At 71.3% G+C, this 17,336-nt stretch carries 14 protein-coding genes; 10 read left to right on the top strand and 4 right to left on the bottom strand.

The genetic code is table 11. From position 1 onward, the window contains the following. Positions 1–139: 139 nt before the first annotated feature. On the bottom strand, positions 140–694 hold the full coding sequence (gene ybiA, locus ABTY04_RS16925; protein ID WP_352214121.1) for a riboflavin biosynthesis intermediates N-glycosidase: 555 nt from the start codon (positions 692–694) through the stop codon (positions 140–142). A gap of 182 nt (positions 695–876) precedes the next feature. Here ybiA and ABTY04_RS16920 point away from each other — a divergent pair, with 182 nt between their 5' ends. From ABTY04_RS16920 to ABTY04_RS16890, 7 genes are all read left to right on the top strand, one after another. Beyond that, a complete protein-coding gene (locus ABTY04_RS16920; RefSeq protein WP_352214201.1) occupies positions 877–2,394 on the top strand; it encodes a gamma-aminobutyraldehyde dehydrogenase in 1,518 nt (505 codons plus the stop codon). 73 nt (positions 2,395–2,467) lie between these two features. Continuing rightward, on the top strand, positions 2,468–3,718 hold the full coding sequence (locus ABTY04_RS16915) for a polyamine ABC transporter substrate-binding protein (protein ID WP_352214120.1): 1,251 nt from the start codon (positions 2,468–2,470) through the stop codon (positions 3,716–3,718). A 67-nt stretch (positions 3,719–3,785) separates the two neighbouring features. Next, positions 3,786–4,937, top strand: coding sequence for an ABC transporter ATP-binding protein (locus tag ABTY04_RS16910; RefSeq protein WP_352214119.1), 1,152 nt, complete (start codon positions 3,786–3,788; stop codon positions 4,935–4,937). Next, positions 4,934–5,863 (top strand): ABC transporter permease, encoded by a 930-nt coding sequence (locus ABTY04_RS16905; protein WP_352214118.1) that lies wholly within the window; start codon positions 4,934–4,936, stop codon positions 5,861–5,863. Before ABTY04_RS16910 ends, ABTY04_RS16905 begins: the two co-directional genes overlap by 4 nt. After that, positions 5,863–6,657, top strand: coding sequence for an ABC transporter permease (locus ABTY04_RS16900; protein WP_352214117.1), 795 nt, complete (start codon positions 5,863–5,865; stop codon positions 6,655–6,657). The genes ABTY04_RS16905 and ABTY04_RS16900 overlap by 1 nt, the downstream gene beginning before the upstream one ends. A 32-nt stretch (positions 6,658–6,689) precedes the next feature. Next, positions 6,690–8,108, top strand: coding sequence for an NAD(P)/FAD-dependent oxidoreductase (locus ABTY04_RS16895; RefSeq protein WP_352214116.1), 1,419 nt, complete (start codon positions 6,690–6,692; stop codon positions 8,106–8,108). Between the two features lie 188 nt (positions 8,109–8,296). After that, positions 8,297–8,761, top strand: a complete 465-nt coding sequence (locus ABTY04_RS16890; RefSeq protein WP_352214115.1) for a hypothetical protein — start codon at positions 8,297–8,299, stop codon at positions 8,759–8,761. A gap of 148 nt (positions 8,762–8,909) precedes the next feature. Here the strand turns inward: ABTY04_RS16890 and ABTY04_RS16885 are convergent, their stop codons facing one another. The 3 genes from ABTY04_RS16885 to gabT all read right to left on the bottom strand — a co-directional run bounded on the left by ABTY04_RS16885 (position 8,910) and on the right by gabT (position 11,677). Then, positions 8,910–9,362, bottom strand: coding sequence for a hypothetical protein (locus tag ABTY04_RS16885; protein WP_352214114.1), 453 nt, complete (start codon positions 9,360–9,362; stop codon positions 8,910–8,912). A 64-nt stretch (positions 9,363–9,426) separates the two neighbouring features. Continuing rightward, positions 9,427–10,197 (bottom strand): phosphatase PAP2 family protein, encoded by a 771-nt coding sequence (locus tag ABTY04_RS16880; protein WP_352214113.1) that lies wholly within the window; start codon positions 10,195–10,197, stop codon positions 9,427–9,429. A 133-nt stretch (positions 10,198–10,330) separates the two neighbouring features. Beyond that, positions 10,331–11,677, bottom strand: a complete 1,347-nt coding sequence (gene gabT, locus ABTY04_RS16875; protein WP_352214112.1) for a 4-aminobutyrate--2-oxoglutarate transaminase — start codon at positions 11,675–11,677, stop codon at positions 10,331–10,333. Between the two features lie 248 nt (positions 11,678–11,925). Here gabT and ABTY04_RS16870 point away from each other — a divergent pair, with 248 nt between their 5' ends. The 3 genes from ABTY04_RS16870 (at position 11,926) to ABTY04_RS16860 (ending at position 17,325) form a co-directional block, all read left to right on the top strand. After that, positions 11,926–14,058 carry an ATP-binding protein gene (locus tag ABTY04_RS16870; RefSeq protein WP_352214111.1) on the top strand — a complete coding sequence of 711 codons (2,133 nt, stop codon included), beginning with the start codon at positions 11,926–11,928 and terminating at the stop codon, positions 14,056–14,058. Between the two features lie 99 nt (positions 14,059–14,157). After that, positions 14,158–15,738: a PucR family transcriptional regulator gene (locus ABTY04_RS16865; RefSeq protein ID WP_352214110.1), complete on the top strand. Its 1,581-nt coding sequence runs from the start codon at positions 14,158–14,160 to the stop codon at positions 15,736–15,738. 141 nt (positions 15,739–15,879) lie between these two features. Further along, the gene (locus tag ABTY04_RS16860) at positions 15,880–17,325 is read left to right on the top strand and encodes an aldehyde dehydrogenase family protein (RefSeq protein WP_352214109.1); all 1,446 of its coding nucleotides are present in this window, start codon (positions 15,880–15,882) and stop codon (positions 17,323–17,325) included. Positions 17,326–17,336: the final 11 nt, after the last annotated feature.

Genomic DNA, 17,336 nt, shown 5'->3' with positions numbered 1-17,336 from the left:
AGCCACACCGGTCTGAAGCCGATGACGGGACTCGAACCCGCGACCGCCCCAGCAGGAGTGGAAGCAGGTCTCGCCTTCGCACCTGGACGAGTCCCGCGTCAGGCGGGCGGCTCGGCGGCCCGCCCGCCACGCATTTACGTCAGGCGGCGTCCGCGAGCAGCCGGTCACGGGCTTCCATGAGGGCGAAGCCCAGCAGGTTCAGGCCGCGCCAGCGGGACGGGTCCAGGGCGCGGTCGTCGTCCGCCGCCAGGCCTATGCCCCAGATGCGGTCCATCGGGCTGGCCTCCACCAGCACCCGCTTCCCGGTGGACAGCAGGTACGCGCGCAGCTCCGGGGTGGACCCGAACTTGTGCACGCTGCCCTCCACCACCAGCGCGAACCGCTCCTGCGCCCACACCGCCTCGTCGAAGCCGCGCACCAGCCGCCCGGCCTTCTTGGCCGCCGCCGGGCTCTTCGCCTCCAGCGCGGCGCGCTCCGCCTCGGCGTCGCCGAAGAGCCGGGCCTTTCCAGCCATCATCCAGTGCTCGGCGGTGGCATAACGGACATCACCCACGGTGAACGGGGACGGCCACCACTGGCTCATGCAGCTGGGGCCGAGCTTCCCGTCCGGCCGCGGCCGGTGCCCCCAGAAGGGCAGGTACTTCACCCGCTCACCGCGGCTGACCTGCTCGATCAACTTGTCGATCTTTTGCATGCACGCGAGTCTGGCAGTCGCCACTGACACTTCGTACGGGATTTGGAGTGTGCCTCGACACATGGTCGACCGATTCCGTCGCGTAATCAAAAGGCAACAACGGAATCACTTGGCGGTGGGGAACACCTCTGCCAGGATCGGCACTCAATTCGAGCTGAAGCTACGGAGAGCGTGAGAGCGTGATGGGTAGTCGCTTCCAGGTCAAGGACCGCTTCGCAGACGGCGCGCAGTTCATCGACGGGCAGCTCAGGTCCGGTACCTCCGGGCAGTCGCACACCATCGTCAATCCTGCGACGGGCGAGGAGGTGCTCACGTACGAGCTGGCCTCCACCGCCGACGTCGACGAGGCCGTCGCCGCTGCCAAGCGGGCCTTCCCGGCCTGGTCCGCGGCCACACCCGGCGAGCGTTCGGACGCCCTGCACCGGCTGGCCGCCGTGCTCGCCGAGCAGGCAGAGGACTTCGCGTACGCGGAGTCCCTGCAGTGCGGCAAGCCGATCAAGCTGTCCACCGAGTTCGACGTACCGGGAACCATCGACAACACCGCCTTCTTCGCCGGCGCCGCCCGGCATCTCCAGGGGCAGGCGGCCGCCGAGTACTCAGGGGACCACACCTCCTGCGTGCGGCGCGAGGCCATCGGGGTCGTCGGCTCCATCGCACCCTGGAACTATCCGCTCCAGATGGCCGCCTGGAAGATCCTCCCGGCGATCGCCGCGGGCAACACGATCGTCCTGAAGCCTGCCGAGCTGACCCCGCTCACCTCCCTGATGTTCGCCCAGGCGGCCAAGGACGCCGGCCTGCCCGACGGCGTGGTCAACATCGTCACCGGCGCCGGCCGGGACGCCGGGGAGCACCTGGTCGGGCACCCGGACGTGGTCATGACCTCCTTCACCGGGTCCACTGCCGTCGGCAAGCGGGTCGCCGAGATCGCGACCGCCACCGTCAAGCGGCTGCACCTGGAGCTCGGCGGCAAGGCGCCCTTCCTGGTCTTCGACGACGCCGACCCGGAGGCTGCCGCACACGGCGCCGTCGCCGCCTCCCTGATCAACACCGGCCAGGACTGCACCGCCGCCACCCGCGCGTACGTCCAGCGCCCCCTGTACGACGCCTTCGTCGCCCGCGTGGCCGAGCTGATGGAGACCGTCCGCGTCGGCGACCCCAACGACTGGGCCACCGACCTCGGCCCGCTGGTCTCGCACGCCCAGCGCGACCGGGTCGCCGGCTTCGTGGAGCGCGCCCGCGGATACGCCACCGTCGTCACGGGCGGCGAGATCCCGGGGGGCGAGCTCGCCGACGGCGCGTACTACCGGCCCACCCTCGTCTCCGGAGCCGCCCAGGACAGCGAGGTCGTCCAGTCCGAGATCTTCGGCCCGGTCCTCGTCGTGCTGCCCTTCGACACCGACGACGAGGGCATCGCGCTTGCCAACGACACGCCCTACGGACTCGCCGCATCCGCCTGGAGCCGTGACGTCTACCGGGCGAACCGCGCCACCCGCGAGATCAAGGCGGGCTGCGTCTGGGTCAACGACCACATCCCGATCATCAGCGAGATGCCCCACGGCGGCTACAAGGCGAGTGGCTTCGGAAAGGACATGAGCGCCTACTCCTTCGAGGAGTACACGCAGGTCAAGCACGTGATGTACGACAACACGGCGGTGGCGGCCAAGGACTGGCACCGCACGATCTTCGGGGACCGCACCTAACCGTCTGCGGCTTGTGCCGCGTGGTAGCCGACCGCCTGACCAGCGGCGCCCACCCATCCCGAAAGGGCAGCTCATGGAGCAGTTCGAGCCCGACCGCCTCTCGGCGGCGCAACTCGCCGCGATGCGGCGCAGCCTCACCAGTGGGCGCGGCGCCCTCACCCGCCGCTCACTGCTGCGCGCCTCCGGTGTCGGAGCGCTCACCCTCGGCGGCCTGGCCTCCCTGTCCGCCTGCGGCATCCCGCCGGCCAAACGCGAGGGCGCTGCCCCCGCCGCCTCCGACGACCACTCGGACCGGGAGAAGGAGATCAACTTCTCCAACTGGACCGAGTACATGGACACCAGCGAGGACGAGAAGAGCCACCCCACGCTGGAGGAGTTCACCAAGCGCACCGGCATAGCGGTCAAGTACACCGAGGACATCAACGACAACGTCGAGTTCTTCGGCAAGGTCCGCCCGCAGCTCGCGGCCGGCCAGGACACCGGCCGCGACCTGATCGTCGTCACCGACTGGCTCGCCGCCCGCATCATCCGGCTCGGCTGGGCGCAGAAGCTGGACCCCTCGCACCTCCCGCACGCCTACGCCAACCTGATCCCGCAGTTCCGCAACCCCGACTGGGACCCGGGCCGCGCGTACAGCTACCCGTGGACCGGCATCGACACCGTCATCGCCTACAACGAGAAGGCGACCGGCGGCAAGAAGGTCGACTCCGTCACGCAGCTGCTCGACGACCCCTCCCTCAAGGGTCGCGTCGGCTTCCTCACCGAAATGCGCGACAGCGTCGGCATGACCCTGCTCGACCAGGGCAAGGACCCGGCGAACTTCACCACCGCCGACTACGACGCCGCCATCGGCCGGCTCCAGAAGGGCGTGGACACCAAGCAGATCCGCCGCTTCACGGGCAACGACTACACCGCGGACCTCGACAAGGGCGACCTGGCAGCCTGCCTGGCCTGGGCCGGCGACGTCATCCAGCTCCAGGCCGGCAACCCGGACATCAAGTACGCGATCCCGGCGCCCGGCTACATCACCTCCAGCGACAACCTGCTGGTCCCCGCGCACGCCCGGCACAAGGCCAACGCCGAGAAGCTGATCGACTTCTACTACGAGAGCGCGAACGCCGCTCAGCTCGCCGCGTTCATCAGCTACGTCTGCCCGGTCGAAGGCGTCAAGGAAGACCTTGCGAAGATCGACCCCGCGCTCGCGGACAACCCCTTGATCATCCCGGACAAGGCGATGGCGGCCAAGGCCCACGCCTTCCGCTCCCTCAGCAGTGAGGAAGAGACCGCGTACGAGGAGAAGTTCGCCAAGCTCATCGGAGCCTGACGCCCCCTCGTGCCGGCACCCGCGCCCCGCACCCTTCCGACGACACCACCACCGAAGGCCGCGACCCATGACTGACAAGACCGCGGGCGGCGACGTCCGCCTCGCCGGGATCAGCAAGCACTACGGCTCGTTCACCGCCGTGCACCCGCTGGACCTCACCATTCCCCAGGGCTCCTTCTTCGCCCTGCTCGGCGCCTCGGGCTGCGGGAAGACCACCACCCTGCGCATGATCGCCGGCCTGGAGGAGCCCTCCACCGGCACGGTCCACCTCGGCGACCGCGAGGTCACCCAGCTGCCGCCGTACAAGCGCCCCGTCAACACGGTGTTCCAGAGCTACGCGTTGTTCCCGCACCTGAACATCTACGAGAACGTGGCCTTCGGACTGCGCCGCCGCGGCATCAAGTCCGTCAAGAAGCAGGTCGAGGACATGCTGGAGCTGGTCGAGCTGGGCCAGTTCGCGCAGCGCAAGCCGCACCAGCTCTCCGGCGGCCAGCAGCAGCGCGTTGCCGTCGCCCGCGCGCTCATCAACCACCCGCAGGTGCTCCTCCTCGACGAGCCCCTCGGCGCCCTCGACCTCAAGCTGCGCCGCCAGATGCAGCTGGAGCTCAAGCGGATCCAGACCGAGGTCGGCATCACCTTCGTGCACGTCACGCACGACCAGGAGGAGGCCATGACCATGGCCGACACGGTCGCCGTGATGAACGGCGGCCGCGTCGAGCAGCTGGGCGCGCCCGCGGAGCTGTACGAGAACCCGCGCACCACCTTCGTCGCCAACTTCCTCGGGACGTCCAACCTCATCGAGGCCGAGGTCCTGGAGGCGGGCGCCGCCGATGTCATGGTCAGCTCGGCCGAGACCAAGCTGCGGCTGCCCGCGGCCCGATGTTCGACAGCGCCCAAGGCCGGCGGAAAGCTGCTGGTCGGGGTGCGTCCCGAGAAGATATCCCTGGTCCACGCGGACGAGGAGGACACCATCGCGGCCGGCCGCAACAAGGTCCACGGCCGGATCGCCGCCTCCTCCTTCATCGGGGTCTCCACCCAGTTCGTCGTCGACAGCCCGGTCTGCCCCGAGCTGGAGGTGTACGTCCAGAACATCGAGCGCGACGCCCGCCTGGCCCCCGGCGCCGAGGTGATCCTGCACTGGAACCCGGAGCACACGTTCGGCCTCGACGCCGCCCAGGACATAGACGCCGGCATCGAGACGGTCGAGGAGGGCGCATGACCGCCACCGCCGCGCCGCCGGAGACCGAGGCCCCGGTCGAACCCCCGGTCCACAAGGCGTCCCTGCGCAAGCGGCTCGTCCCGTACTGGCTGCTGCTCCCCGGCATCCTGTGGCTGGTCGTCTTCTTCGTGCTGCCGATGGTCTACCAGGCCTCCACCTCGGTGCAGACCGGCTCACTCGAAGAGGGCTTCGAGGTCACCTGGCACTTCCGGACGTACTGGGACGCGTTCGCCGAGTACTACCCGCAGTTCCTGCGCTCCCTCGCCTACGCAGGCACCGCGACCGTGCTGTGCCTGCTGCTCGGGTACCCGCTGGCCTATCTGATCGCCTTCAGGGCGGGCCGCTGGCGCAACCTGCTGCTGGTGCTGGTCATCGCACCGTTCTTCACCAGCTTCCTGATCCGCACCCTGGCCTGGAAGACGATCCTGGCCGACGGCGGCCCCGTCGTCGCCGTGCTGAACAAGATCGGCTTCCTCGACGTCACGAGCTGGCTCGGCATCACCCAGGGCGACCGGGTGCTGGCCACGCCGCTCGCCGTGGTCTGCGGTCTGACGTACAACTTCCTCCCCTTCATGATCCTGCCGCTCTACACCTCGCTGGAGCGCATCGACACGCGCCTCCACGAGGCGGCCGGGGACCTGTACGCCCGCCCCGCCACCACCTTCCGGAAGGTGACCTTCCCGCTCTCCATGCCGGGTGTCGTCTCCGGGACCCTGCTCACGTTCATCCCGGCGAGCGGCGACTACGTCAACGCGGAGCTGCTCGGCTCCACGGACACCCGGATGATCGGAAACGTCATCCAGTCGCAGTACCTGCGGATCCTCGACTACCCGACGGCCGCGGCGCTGTCCTTCATCCTCATGGCCATCGTGTTGATCATGGTCACCATCTACATCCGCCGAGCGGGGACGGAGGACCTGGTCTGATGCGTTGGCTCCGGCGCAATCTCGTCGTCATCTTCGGCCTCGGCACGCTCGCGTACATGATCCTGCCGAACGTCGTCGTGACGGTCTTCTCCTTCAACAACCCCGCCGGGCGGTTCAACTACGCCTGGCAGGAATTCTCGCTGGACGCCTGGAAGGACCCCTGCGGGGTCGCCGACCTGTGCGGCTCCCTGTCGCTGTCGCTCCAGATCGCCCTGTGGGCCACGATCTGCTCCACCGTCCTCGGCACGGCCATCGCCTTCGCGCTCGTGCGCTACCGCTTCCGGGCGCGCGGAGCGGTGAACTCGCTGATCTTCCTGCCGATGGCCATGCCCGAGATCGTGATGGCGGCCTCGCTGCTCGCCCTCTTCCTCAACATGGGCATCCAGCTGGGCTTCTGGACGATCCTGATCGCGCACATCATGTTCTGCCTCAGCTTCGTCGTCGCGGCGGTCAAGGCGCGCGTCCTGTCCATGGACCCGCGGCTGGAGGAGGCCGCCCGTGACCTCTACGCAGGCCCGGTGCAGACCTTCGTACGGGTCACCCTGCCGATCGCGGCACCCGGTATCGCGGCGGGCGCGCTGCTCTCGTTCGCGCTCTCGTTCGACGACTTCATCATCACCAACTTCAACTCGGGCAACACCGTCACCTTCCCCATGTTCGTGTGGGGATCGGCCCAGCGCGGTACGCCCGTCCAGATCAACGTCATCGGCACGGCGATGTTCGTCATTGCGGTGCTGGTGGTCCTCGCCGGCCAGATGGTCGGCAACCGCCGCAAGAAAACCCAGCACAAGTAGCGCCCAAGTAACTCTGTGGGGAGTTGGAAGACATGGCCCCAGTCGCCATGCGAAGTGTTGCTCGATCCCTTTCCGAAGCACTGCCGGTCTCGTACTGGCTGGACGACCCCGGCAAGCCCGCCGCGCAGCCGGCGCTGACCTCCGACGAGGCCTGCGACCTGCTCGTCATCGGCGGCGGGTACAGCGGACTGTGGACCGCGCTGATAGCCAAGGAGCGCGATCCCGCCCGGGACGTCGTGCTGATCGAGTCGAAGGAGGCGGGCTGGGCCGCCTCCGGCCGCAACGGCGGCTTCTGCGCGGCCTCCCTCACGCACGGCCTCGCCAACGGCATGGCCCGCTGGCCGGGCGAGCTCGCCAAGCTGGAGGAGCTGGGCGCCCGCAACCTCGACGAGATCGAGGCGGCGATCGCCCGCCACGGCATCGACTGCGACTTCGAGCGCACCGGCGAGATCGACGTGGCCACCGAGCCGCACCAGGTCGAGGAGCTGCGCGAACTGTACGAGGAGGCCCAGAAGCTGGGCCTCGCGGGCGGATCGCGCTGGCTGGACCGCGAAGAGCTGCGCGCCGAGGTCGACTCGCCGACGTTCCTCGCCGGCCTGTGGGACACCGACGGCGTCGCCATGCTGAACCCCGCCAAGCTCGCCTGGGGCCTGAAGGAGGCCTGCCTCTCGCTGGGCGTGCGGATCTACGAGAACACCCGCGGGCTGTCGCTGGCCTCCTCGGGCGCCGGGATGGCCGTGCGCACCCCGTACGGGCGGATTTTCGCCCGGCGGGTGGCGCTCGGCACGAACATCTTCCCGTCCCTGGTCAAGCGGATCCGCCCGTTCACGGTGCCGGTCTACGACTACGCGCTGATGACCGAGCCGCTGACCGCCGACCAGCTGAAGGCGATCGGCTGGCAGGGCCGCCAGGGCCTGGGCGACAGCGCCAACCAGTTCCACTACTTCCGCATCACCCCGGAGAACCGCATCCTGTGGGGCGGCTACGACGCCATTTACCCCTACCGCGGCAAGCTCGACTCCGAGTACGACCACCGCCCCGAGACGTACCTGAAGCTCGCGCAGCACTTCTTCACCGCGTTCCCCCAGCTGGAGGGCATCAAGTTCAGCCACGCCTGGGGCGGGGCCATCGACACCTGCTCGCGCTTCTCCGCCTTCTTCGGCACCGCGCACGGCGGCAGGGTCGCCTACGCGGCCGGCTACACCGGGCTCGGGGTCGGCGCCACCCGCTTCGGCGCCGACGTGATGCTGGACCTGCTGGACGGGGCCCGCACCGAGCGGACCGAGCTGGAGATGGTGAAGTCCAGGCCGATGCCGTTCCCGCCGGAGCCCTTCGCCTGGACGGGGATCACCCTCACCAAGTGGTCCCTGGCCCGGGCGGACGCCCGCGGCGGCCGCCGCAACCTGTGGCTGAAGGCCCTCGACAAGCTCGGCCTGGGCTTCGACAGCTGACCTGCGTTCCACTGGCAGGATGCCGGCCGGTGCGTCGGCCGGCATCCGGTGCACGCCCCGGGCGCGCACCGCGGCTCACGGCGTGAGCCGCTTCACCACCACGGGTTGGTGAAACCCGCGTCATCGCAGGGCCCGGCCCCGCTCTCTCCCGGTGAGGACCCCTCACCACAGAGAACGGAGGCCGGGCGATGCAGGGCTCGGATTTCAAGACCGCGGTGGAATGGCTGGTGTCGGTGGCGCCGGATCCCGACGCCTGCCGGTGGGAGTGGGAGCGCAACCCCCTCGGGGTCGTCCTGCTGCCCGCCGGCCGGCTCTGGGACGTGCTGATCCTGCCCGGCGAACTGGGGCAGGCCGCCCTCGACGTCCTGACCTGCCTCCTCGACCGGCCCGGCCCGGTGCTCGCCGACTTCGGCGATTCGCGGCTGGGCTTCTTCGTGCCCCCGGGTACGGCGTCCCGCTGGCTCGGCACCGGTGTACGGGGGGCCGGGCGCGGGACCTGGATCGTGGTCCCGTACCCCGGCCGGGACACGGGCGGGGCGTACTGGGCGGTGGTCCCGGACGGCCGCGGGACGCTCACCGATCCGGTGCTGCTGGAGCTCGCGATGCACGAGGCCGCGGCCCGGGTGGCGGGGCAGGAGGGCCGGAAACCCTGACAAGGGTTTTGGTCCGGACCGTGTTGGGCGCCGCTGCCGCCTCACCGGCGGCCTGGCTCCATCCCCCATGTTCCGGCGGCAGTTGTGCGCAGGTCCCCGGCCGTGCCCCCAGCCGGAGTCACGGCCTTCCCGCCTCCGGCCGGTCGTGCTAGTCGCCGGAGGAGCCGTGGAAGCCGACGTGGGTGGGCTCGTCGCCGGTGTACAACAGGACGTACAGCCCGCTCCACCGCAGGTCGGCCTCGGCCGACAGGCTTTCCGCGTACTCCTGGTGGTTCATCGCCCGCCCCGCCCGAGCGAGCGCCTCCTCGTACTGGGCGACGGTCGGCCGGTCCGTGCCGAAGTGGTGGAGCAGGCGGTCGGCCGCGAGGGGCCGGACGGCGCCGTCCACCTCGTCCGGGCCAGGGACGACCCGCACGACGTCGAGGATCGTATGCGTGCCCTGCGTGCCCATGAACTCGTGGTCGGTCCACAGCGCGGCCAGGTCCGGGTAGTCGCCGATCTCCCCGAACTCCTCGACGAACACCCGTGCCTGAAGGGCGGTCAGCGATTCCTCGACGCTGCCCTCGTAGTCCGTCACGTAGTCCCAGTCGCTGGCACCCATCGCGCGCCGCCGCCTTCCGTAGAGGTCAGGTCCCGTGCAGCACAAGCCTCGGGACCGGCTCAGGCTAGGCGGACGGTCTGACAGTGCGGCGTACGGACCATTCGACGGCCAGCAGCAGGGGCGTGCACAGGAAGCCGCTGGCCAGAACGTCCAGGGGCCAGTGCCAGCCGCGCAGGATCAGCCCCGCGGCCGTGGCGCCGGTCAGGGCGAGGGCGACGGCCAGCGGCCGGCCGCGGCGGGCGTACGGGCGGATCAGCAGGGCCGCGCCTATGTAGGCGACGGCCGCGGTCGCCGTGTGCCCCGAGGGGAAGTAGCCCGCGGCCCAGGGCTCCAGGGGGCCCGGGCGGGCGGTCCACTCCTTCAACGGCACGACCACGGCCGGGACCAGGGCCATCGCCAGGCCCGCGGTCAGGGCGGGGACCCAGGCGCGGGAGCGCCGCGCGGCGTACGCCATCGCCATCACCAGGACGGGCACGGCAACCGAGGCGTTGCCGAGGTCGGACAGGCGCTCGGTGACGGCGTCGGGGACCGTGCGGACCAGGGCGCGGCTGAGGTGCTCGTCCGGCGCGAGCAGCGGACCCGAGACCAGGACCTGCCAGGTCGTCAGGGCGAGCCCCGGCAGGGAGAGAAGGAGGAGGATGGCCGGCCGTCCCGGAACAGGGGGGATGGTTCCGGGACGGCCGCCCGGATCGGGTTGCCGAGCGCCCCGGGGGGTTTGGGGCGAACGGCTGTCCGATCGGTGAGGAGTGTGCGCGAACGCAGGCCCAGTGCGGCGCTGGGGAAGCCCGGTACTGGTGTCGCCCTCGGTTTCCCGGGAGCGCGGTGTCTCACTCATCTGCAGAAACCGTACGGCAGTGGAAAGGGGACCGACAGCAGGAACGCGCTCCTGCCATCGGCCCCCCACATCTTCTTCACAGCGTCCGCCCGTTACCGGCGGTACCGGGTGGACCCTGCGTTCGGACGCTCGCTCAGGCGTCCGTGCCGATGGCCGCGAAAGCAGCCTCGATGAGGTCCAGGCCCTCGTTCAGCAGGTCCTCGCCGATGACGATCGGCGGGAGGAAGCGCAGGACGTTGCCGTAGGTGCCACAGGTCAGGACGAGCAGGCCCTCGGCGTGACAGGCCTTGGCGAGCGCGCCGGCCGCCTCCGGGAACGGGGTCTTGGACACCGGGTCCTTGACGAGCTCGATCGCGATCATGGCGCCGCGGCCGCGGATGTCGCCGATGATGTCGTACTTCTCCTGCATGGCCGTCAGGCGGGACTTCATGACGGACTCGATCTTCTTCGCCGCGGCGTTGAGGTCGAGCTCCTTCATGGTCTCGATGGAGCCCAGCGCACCGGCGCAGGCCACCGGGTTGCCGCCGTAGGTACCGCCCAGACCGCCCGCGTGAGCGGCGTCCATGATCTCGGCGCGGCCGGTCACGGCGGCGAGCGGGAGACCGCCTGCGATGCCCTTGGCGGTGGTGATCAGGTCCGGGACGATGCCCTCGTCCTCGCACGCGAACCACTGGCCGGTGCGGCAGAAGCCGGACTGGATCTCGTCGGCGACGAAGACGATGCCGTTCTCGTTGGCGAACTTCACGATCTCCGGCAGGAAGCCCTTGGCCGGCTCGATGAAGCCGCCCTCGCCGAGGACCGGCTCGATGATGATCGCGGCGACGTTGTCGGCGCCGATCTGCTTGGTGATCTGGTCGATCGCCTGGGCGGCGGCCTCGGGGCCGCAGTTCTCGGCACCGGTGGGCCAGCGGTAGCCGTAGGCGACCGGAACGCGGTAGACCTCGGGGGCGAACGGGCCGAAGCCGTTCTTGTACGGCATGTTCTTCGAGGTCAGCGCCATCGTGAGGTTCGTACGGCCGTGGTAGCCGTGGTCGAAGACGACGACGGCCTGGCGCTTGGTGTACGCACGGGCGATCTTGACGGCGTTCTCGACGGCCTCGGCGCCCGAGTTGAACAGCGCCGACTTCTTCGCGTGGTCACCGGGGGTCAGCTCGGCGAGGGCCTCGCAGACCTCGACGTAGCCCTCGTACGGCGTGACCATGAAGCAGGTGTGGGTGAAGTCCGCGAGCTGCGCGGAGGCGCGGCGCACGACGGCCTCGGCGGAGGCGCCGACGGAGGTCACCGCGATGCCGGAACCGAAGTCGATCAGGCGGTTGCCGTCGACGTCCTCGATGATGCCGCCGCCCGCACGGGCCGTGAAGACGGGGAGCACGGAGCCCACGCCGCCGGCCACCGTCTCGAGGCGGCGGGCCTGCAGCTCCTGCGACTTGGGGCCGGGGATCGCGGTGACGATGCGGCGCTCCTGCGGGACAGCGGTCATAGAGGGCTCCTGGGGGGTGTTTTCGGACGCACTTGTGTCTTTGTCCGCAGGCTAGGCCCGGGGGAGGGGGTACGGCATGCTCCGTTCGGGAGTGATCCCTGCGTGTCCTTGTCCGTGACGGCCATAGGAAGGACAAGCCGCATGTCTTGTGGACGCAGAGGAGGTACGGCCCGGTACGGGCCCACGGCCGCCTCCGGGCAACTACATTGAGCGACGCAGCGCAGGAACGGGCAGGGGGCAGGGGTTTCATGGACACCGACGGCACGTACGGCACGGACGAGAAGCGGCCGCCGCGCGCCGGGCACGTCCCGCGGCCGGCCGGCCCGCCGCCCGCACTCCCGCCGAAGCCCGCCCACGCCCCCGCCGGGACCGGCCCGTCCCTCGCCGACTGGCTGCGCACCCCGCGGAGCTCCGACGGGCCCGGGGTGTGGACGTACGGCCACGTACCGCGCGCCGCCGAGGAGCCCGAGCGGACCCCGACCCGGCAGCTGGTAAGCGGTGCGCTGATCGCCCTGCTGGCAGGGCTGCTGCTGTGGTCCCTGCTGTGGAACGGCTACCTGGGCGGCTTCTGGCTCTGGCCCCTCTACATGTTCACGCCGGACTCCTGGGCCGGGAAACTGCCCTCCGTGGTGGCCTCGTACATCTGGTACGGCCTGGTCATCGCCACCCTGGTCATCGGCTTCGGACGACTGGGCCGCTGGCCCGAGCTGGCCCGCCGGATGCTCCGCAGCCGCGCCGTGCAGGCCGTGCAGGCCGCCGTGCCGGCCCGCCCCGAGGAGGGCGGCCCCGACGACCCCGCCACGTGGCCGCAGGTCCGCGGGGCCGGGCTCGGGGAGACCGCCGACCGGCTCGGGGCCGAGGCCGCGTCCGGGCGGATGAACGACGTGGACTGCACGCGGATCCGGCGCGCCTGGGAGTCCGTACGGGCCGAACCCTCGCGGGCCGCGGCCTTTGCCGATGTCGTGCGTGACAAGGGCGCGGGCGCATGCGTCCACCCCTCCGGGGCCCGGGACCTGCCCGTCCGGGCCGCGCGGCACGATCTGCTGGCCCGGCAGGTGCTGCTCGGGACGGTCGACGACGGCGCGCGCAACCCGTACGGCAGGCGCGGCACCCGGCTCGCCCTCGACCCCGGCGTGCTGGGCACCTCGCTGCTCGCCGTCGGCCCCTCCGGCGCGGGCAAGACGCGGCAGCTGGTGCGGCCCGTCGTCGAATCGCTCGCCCTCCAGGCGCTCGCCGGACAGGCCGCCGTCATCGCCGTCGCCTCGGCCGGCGCCCAGCTCGGGCCGGACGCCGCGTACGACGTCGTGGTCCGCGTCGGCGACCCCGAGTCCGTCTACGACCTCGACCTCTACGGCGGCGCCACCGACGCCGACGAAGCGGCCACCCTGCTCGCCGAAGCCTTCGTCGGCGACATCCCGGGCATGGAGGTCCGCCGGGCCGCGACGGCCCTCGCCCAGCTGCTCGGCCCCTTCCGGGCGGCGTACGGCCACTTTCCCGCCGTGCCCGAACTGCGCGAACTGCTCGACCGGGTGCCCGAGACCCTCGGCGGGCTGCGCACCGCGCTTGAGGACGCCGGGCAGTACGTGATGATCCGCGAACTCGACGCCCGGGAACGGCAGTACGGCGCCCACGGCGACCCGGGACCGGCCCTCGCCGACCGGGTGGCCCTGCTCGACCGGCCCGCGTTCGCCGGCTTCTTCAACGTCGCAGACGGCGGCACCACCGGACAGGGGAGGCCCTTCTCCCTTTCGCAGCACGCCCTGGAGCACCCGCTGCGCGTCCGCATCGACCTGCCCGAGCGCGGGCACGCAGACGCCTCCAGGATCCTGGCCCGGCTGCTGCTCGTGCAGTTCACCGCTGCCGCCGCGGCCCGCGGCGACCGGTCCCTGTTCGCGTTCCTCGCCTTCGACGACGCCTCGCACACAATGACCCCGCAGACCGTGCGGGGTCTGCAGCGGCTGCGGCCGGCGAACGCGGGCGTGCTGCTGACGCTGCGCACGCTGGACGACGTACCGGAGGCGCTGCGCACCCCGCTGCTCGGGGCGGTCGGCTGCCGGATGGCCTTCTCCGGGGTCACCACCTGGGACGGCAAGCGGTTCGCGGAGGCCTGGGGCACCGAGTGGGTGGAGACGCGCGACGTCACCCACCGGACCGTCTTCGCCGACCAGCCGCTGACCCGCGCCATCCACGCCTTCCGCAAGCTGATCACCGGAAAGGCGGTGACGACCGACGCGGTCACCGTGCGGCAGGTGGAGCGCGAGCGCTGGTCGGCCTCGGCCCTCGCCAACACCGTGCCGCCCGGGCACGCCGTGCTCTCGCTCACTTCCGTCAAGGGGGAGCGGGCGGCTCCGCTGCTGGTCCGGCTGGCCGCGGCGGGCTGAGCCGACCCGTACGGGGTGGCAGAATCGAGGGGAGTCGTTCATACGACAAGGCGAAATTCGCCGCCGCGCCCCTCCTTCTTCTAAGGCCCCTGGTACCCGATGCCGCTCACCCTCGCCTCACTCGTCCAGCACTCGGCGCTCAAGCTCAGCGTCCGGGCGGGGGAGGGCCGCCTCGACACCCCCGTGCGCTGGGCCCACGTCAGCGAGCTCGCCGACCCCGTCCCCTATATGGAGGGCGGGGAGCTTCTCCTGATCACCGCGATGAAGCTGGACGCGGAGGATCCGCAGGAGATGCGCCGGTACGTACGCCGCCTCGCCGCGGCCGGGGTCGTCGGCATCGGCTTCGCCGTCGGCGTGAATTACGAGGCGGTCCCGCAGGCGCTGGTCGAGGCCGCACGGGCCGAGGACCTGCCGCTGCTGGAGGTGCCGCGCAAGACCCCGTTCCTCGCGATCAGCAAGGCCGTCTCCGCAGCGCTCGCCGCGGACCAGTACCGCGCGGTGACTGCCGGTTTCGAGGCGCAGCGGGAGTTGACGCGGGCCGCGCTGTCCGCCGACGGCCCCGCGGAGCTGCTGGCGAAGCTGGCGGCGCACGTGCACGGCTGGGCCGCCCTGTACGACACCTCGGGCGCGGTGGTCGCGGCCGCACCCGAATGGGCCGCGCGGCGGGCCGCCCGGCTGACCCCCGACGTAGAGCGGCTGCGCGAGCGGCCGGCGCCCGCGAGCGCGGTCGTGGGCGGCTCGGAGGACCGGGTCGAGCTCCAGTCGCTGGGGACCGGCCGGCGGGCCCGCGGCGCGCTCGCCGTCGGCACCGCTGCTCCGCTGGGCACGGCCGAGCGGTACGCCGTGCACTCGGCGGTGGCGCTGCTGACCTTGACCACCGAGCGGTCGAGGTCGTTGCACGACGCCGAGTCCCGGCTGGGGGCGGCGGTGCTGCGGATGCTGCTGGACGGGGAGGACGAGCACGCCCGGGCGGTGGCCGGGGACCTGTACGGGGCGCTGCTGGAGGCGCCGTTCCGGCTGATCGTGGCGGAGCCCGCACTGCCGGGGACCGCGCAGCCGGAGGGCATGGCACTGCTGGCCGACGCGGTGGAGTCGGCCGCCGCCCGTGCGGGGGAGGCGCTGCTGGTGGTCCCGGAGCCCGGGCGGCTGGTGGTGCTGGCGGCCGACGGGGGCTCGGCGGTGCAGGCCTGCGCGGACCACGCGGAGGCACTGGAGTCGCGGCGCGGACGGGAGGCGGCGGGTCCGGAACCGGACGAGCTGGTGGTCGGCCTGTCCGCACCGGCGGTGCCCTCAGGGGTGGCGGCGGCGCTCAAGCAGGCCGACCAGGCTCTGGCCGTGGCCCGTCGGCGGGGGCGGCCGCTGGTGGAGCACGAGGACCTGGCGGCGGGCTCGGTCCTCCCGCTGCTGGGGGACGAGGCGGTACGGGCCTTCGCGGACGGCACCCTGCGGGCACTGCGCGAGCACGACGAGAAGGGGCGCGGCGACCTGGTGGCCTCGCTGCACGCGTGGCTCTCGCGGCACGGGCAGTGGGACGCGGCGGCGGCCGACCTCGGGGTGCACCGGCACACGCTGCGGTACCGGATGCGGCGGGTGGAGGAGATCCTGGGCCGCTCCCTGGACGACCCGGACGTGCGCATGGAGCTGTGGCTCGCCCTGAAGGCCAGCCCGCCTGCGGCGTAGCCGCGGTGGCGGGCCGCGACAGTGACAAAGCGGCGCGGGGGGAGCCCCGCGTACTCCACCCCGGCTAAACAACGAAACCCGGACGGAGTCCTACGGTGGAGGGGACAAGGACCCGCACACATCCGAAGGGCCGGGATTCGCATGACTTCCACCCACGCCTTCTGGCTCGCCGGCCGCCAGGCCACCGGCGAGGACAGCTTCGACGTCCACTCCCCGTGGGACAACCGGCTGGTCGGCACCGTCAGCGTGCCCACCGACGCCCAGGTCGAAGAGGCCGTGGCCGCGGCGTACGCCGTGACGGCCGAGTTCTCCGCGACTCCCGCCCACGTCCGTGCCGCCGCCCTGGACCACGTGTCCAAGAGGCTCGTCGAGCGCACCGAGGAGATCGCCCAGCTGATCTCCGCCGAGAACGGCAAGCCCATCAAGTGGGCCCGCGGTGAGGTCGGCCGTGCGGTGTCCGTGTTCCGTTTCGCCGCCGAAGAGGCCCGCCGCTTCAACGGCGGAGAGGCCCAGCGCCTCGACACCGACGCCGGTGGCGTCGGCCGTCTCGCCCTGACCCGCCGCTTCGTCAAGGGCCCGGTCCTCGGCATCGCGCCGTTCAACTTCCCGCTGAACCTGTGCGCCCACAAGGTGGCCCCCGCCATCGCGGTCGGCGCGCCGATCATCCTGAAGCCGGCCCCGGCCACCCCGCTCTCGGGCCTGATCCTGGGCGAGCTGCTCGCCGAGACCGACCTCCCGGCCGGTTCCTGGTCGGTCCTCCCGGTCGCCAACGACAAGATGCCGGCCCTGGTGCAGGACGAGCGCCTGCCCGTCATCTCCTTCACCGGCTCCGACAAGGTCGGCTACGCCATCCAGCAGTCGGTGCCCCACAAGCACTGCACCCTGGAGCTCGGCGGCAACGCCGCCGCCGTGGTCCTGGACGACTGGTCCTCCGAGGCCGACCTCGACTGGGCCGCGACCCGTATCGCGACCTTCTCGAACTACCAGGCCGGCCAGTCCTGCATCTCCGTGCAGCGCGTGATCGCCGAGGCCTCCGTGTACGACCGCCTCGTCGAGAAGGTCGTCGCGCAGGTCCAGGCCCAGGTCACCGGCGACCCGTCCGACTCCGCCACCGACGTCGGCCCCCTCGTCTCCGAGGACGCCGCCAAGCGGGTCGAGTCCTGGGTCGACGAGGCCCTCTCCGCGGGTGCCAAGCTGCTCACCGGCGGCAAGCGCCAGGGCGCCTCGTACGAGCCGACCGTCATCGCTGACCTGCCCGCCGACACCACCCTCGCCGTCGAGGAGGTCTTCGGGCCGGTGCTGACGCTGACGAAGGTCGAGAACACCGACGAGGCCTTCGCGGCCGTCAACGACTCGAAGTTCGGCCTGCAGACCGGCGTCTTCACCCGGAACATCCAGACCGCGTTCCGCGCCCACCGCGAGCTTGAGGTCGGCGGTGTGATCGTCGGCGACGCGCCGTCCTACCGCGCCGACCAGATGCCCTACGGCGGCGTCAAGCAGTCCGGTGTGGGCCGCGAGGGTGTCCGCTACGCGATGGACGACTACACGTACGAGCGGGTCCTGGTCCTGACCGGCCTCGACATCTGATTCTCGTACGG

It is taken from the genome of Streptomyces sp. NPDC097981, from assembly GCF_040302565.1.
In the GTDB taxonomy this organism is placed as follows: Bacteria; Actinomycetota; Actinomycetes; order Streptomycetales; family Streptomycetaceae; genus Streptomyces.
This window is presented reverse-complemented; position numbering and strand designations above follow the sequence as displayed.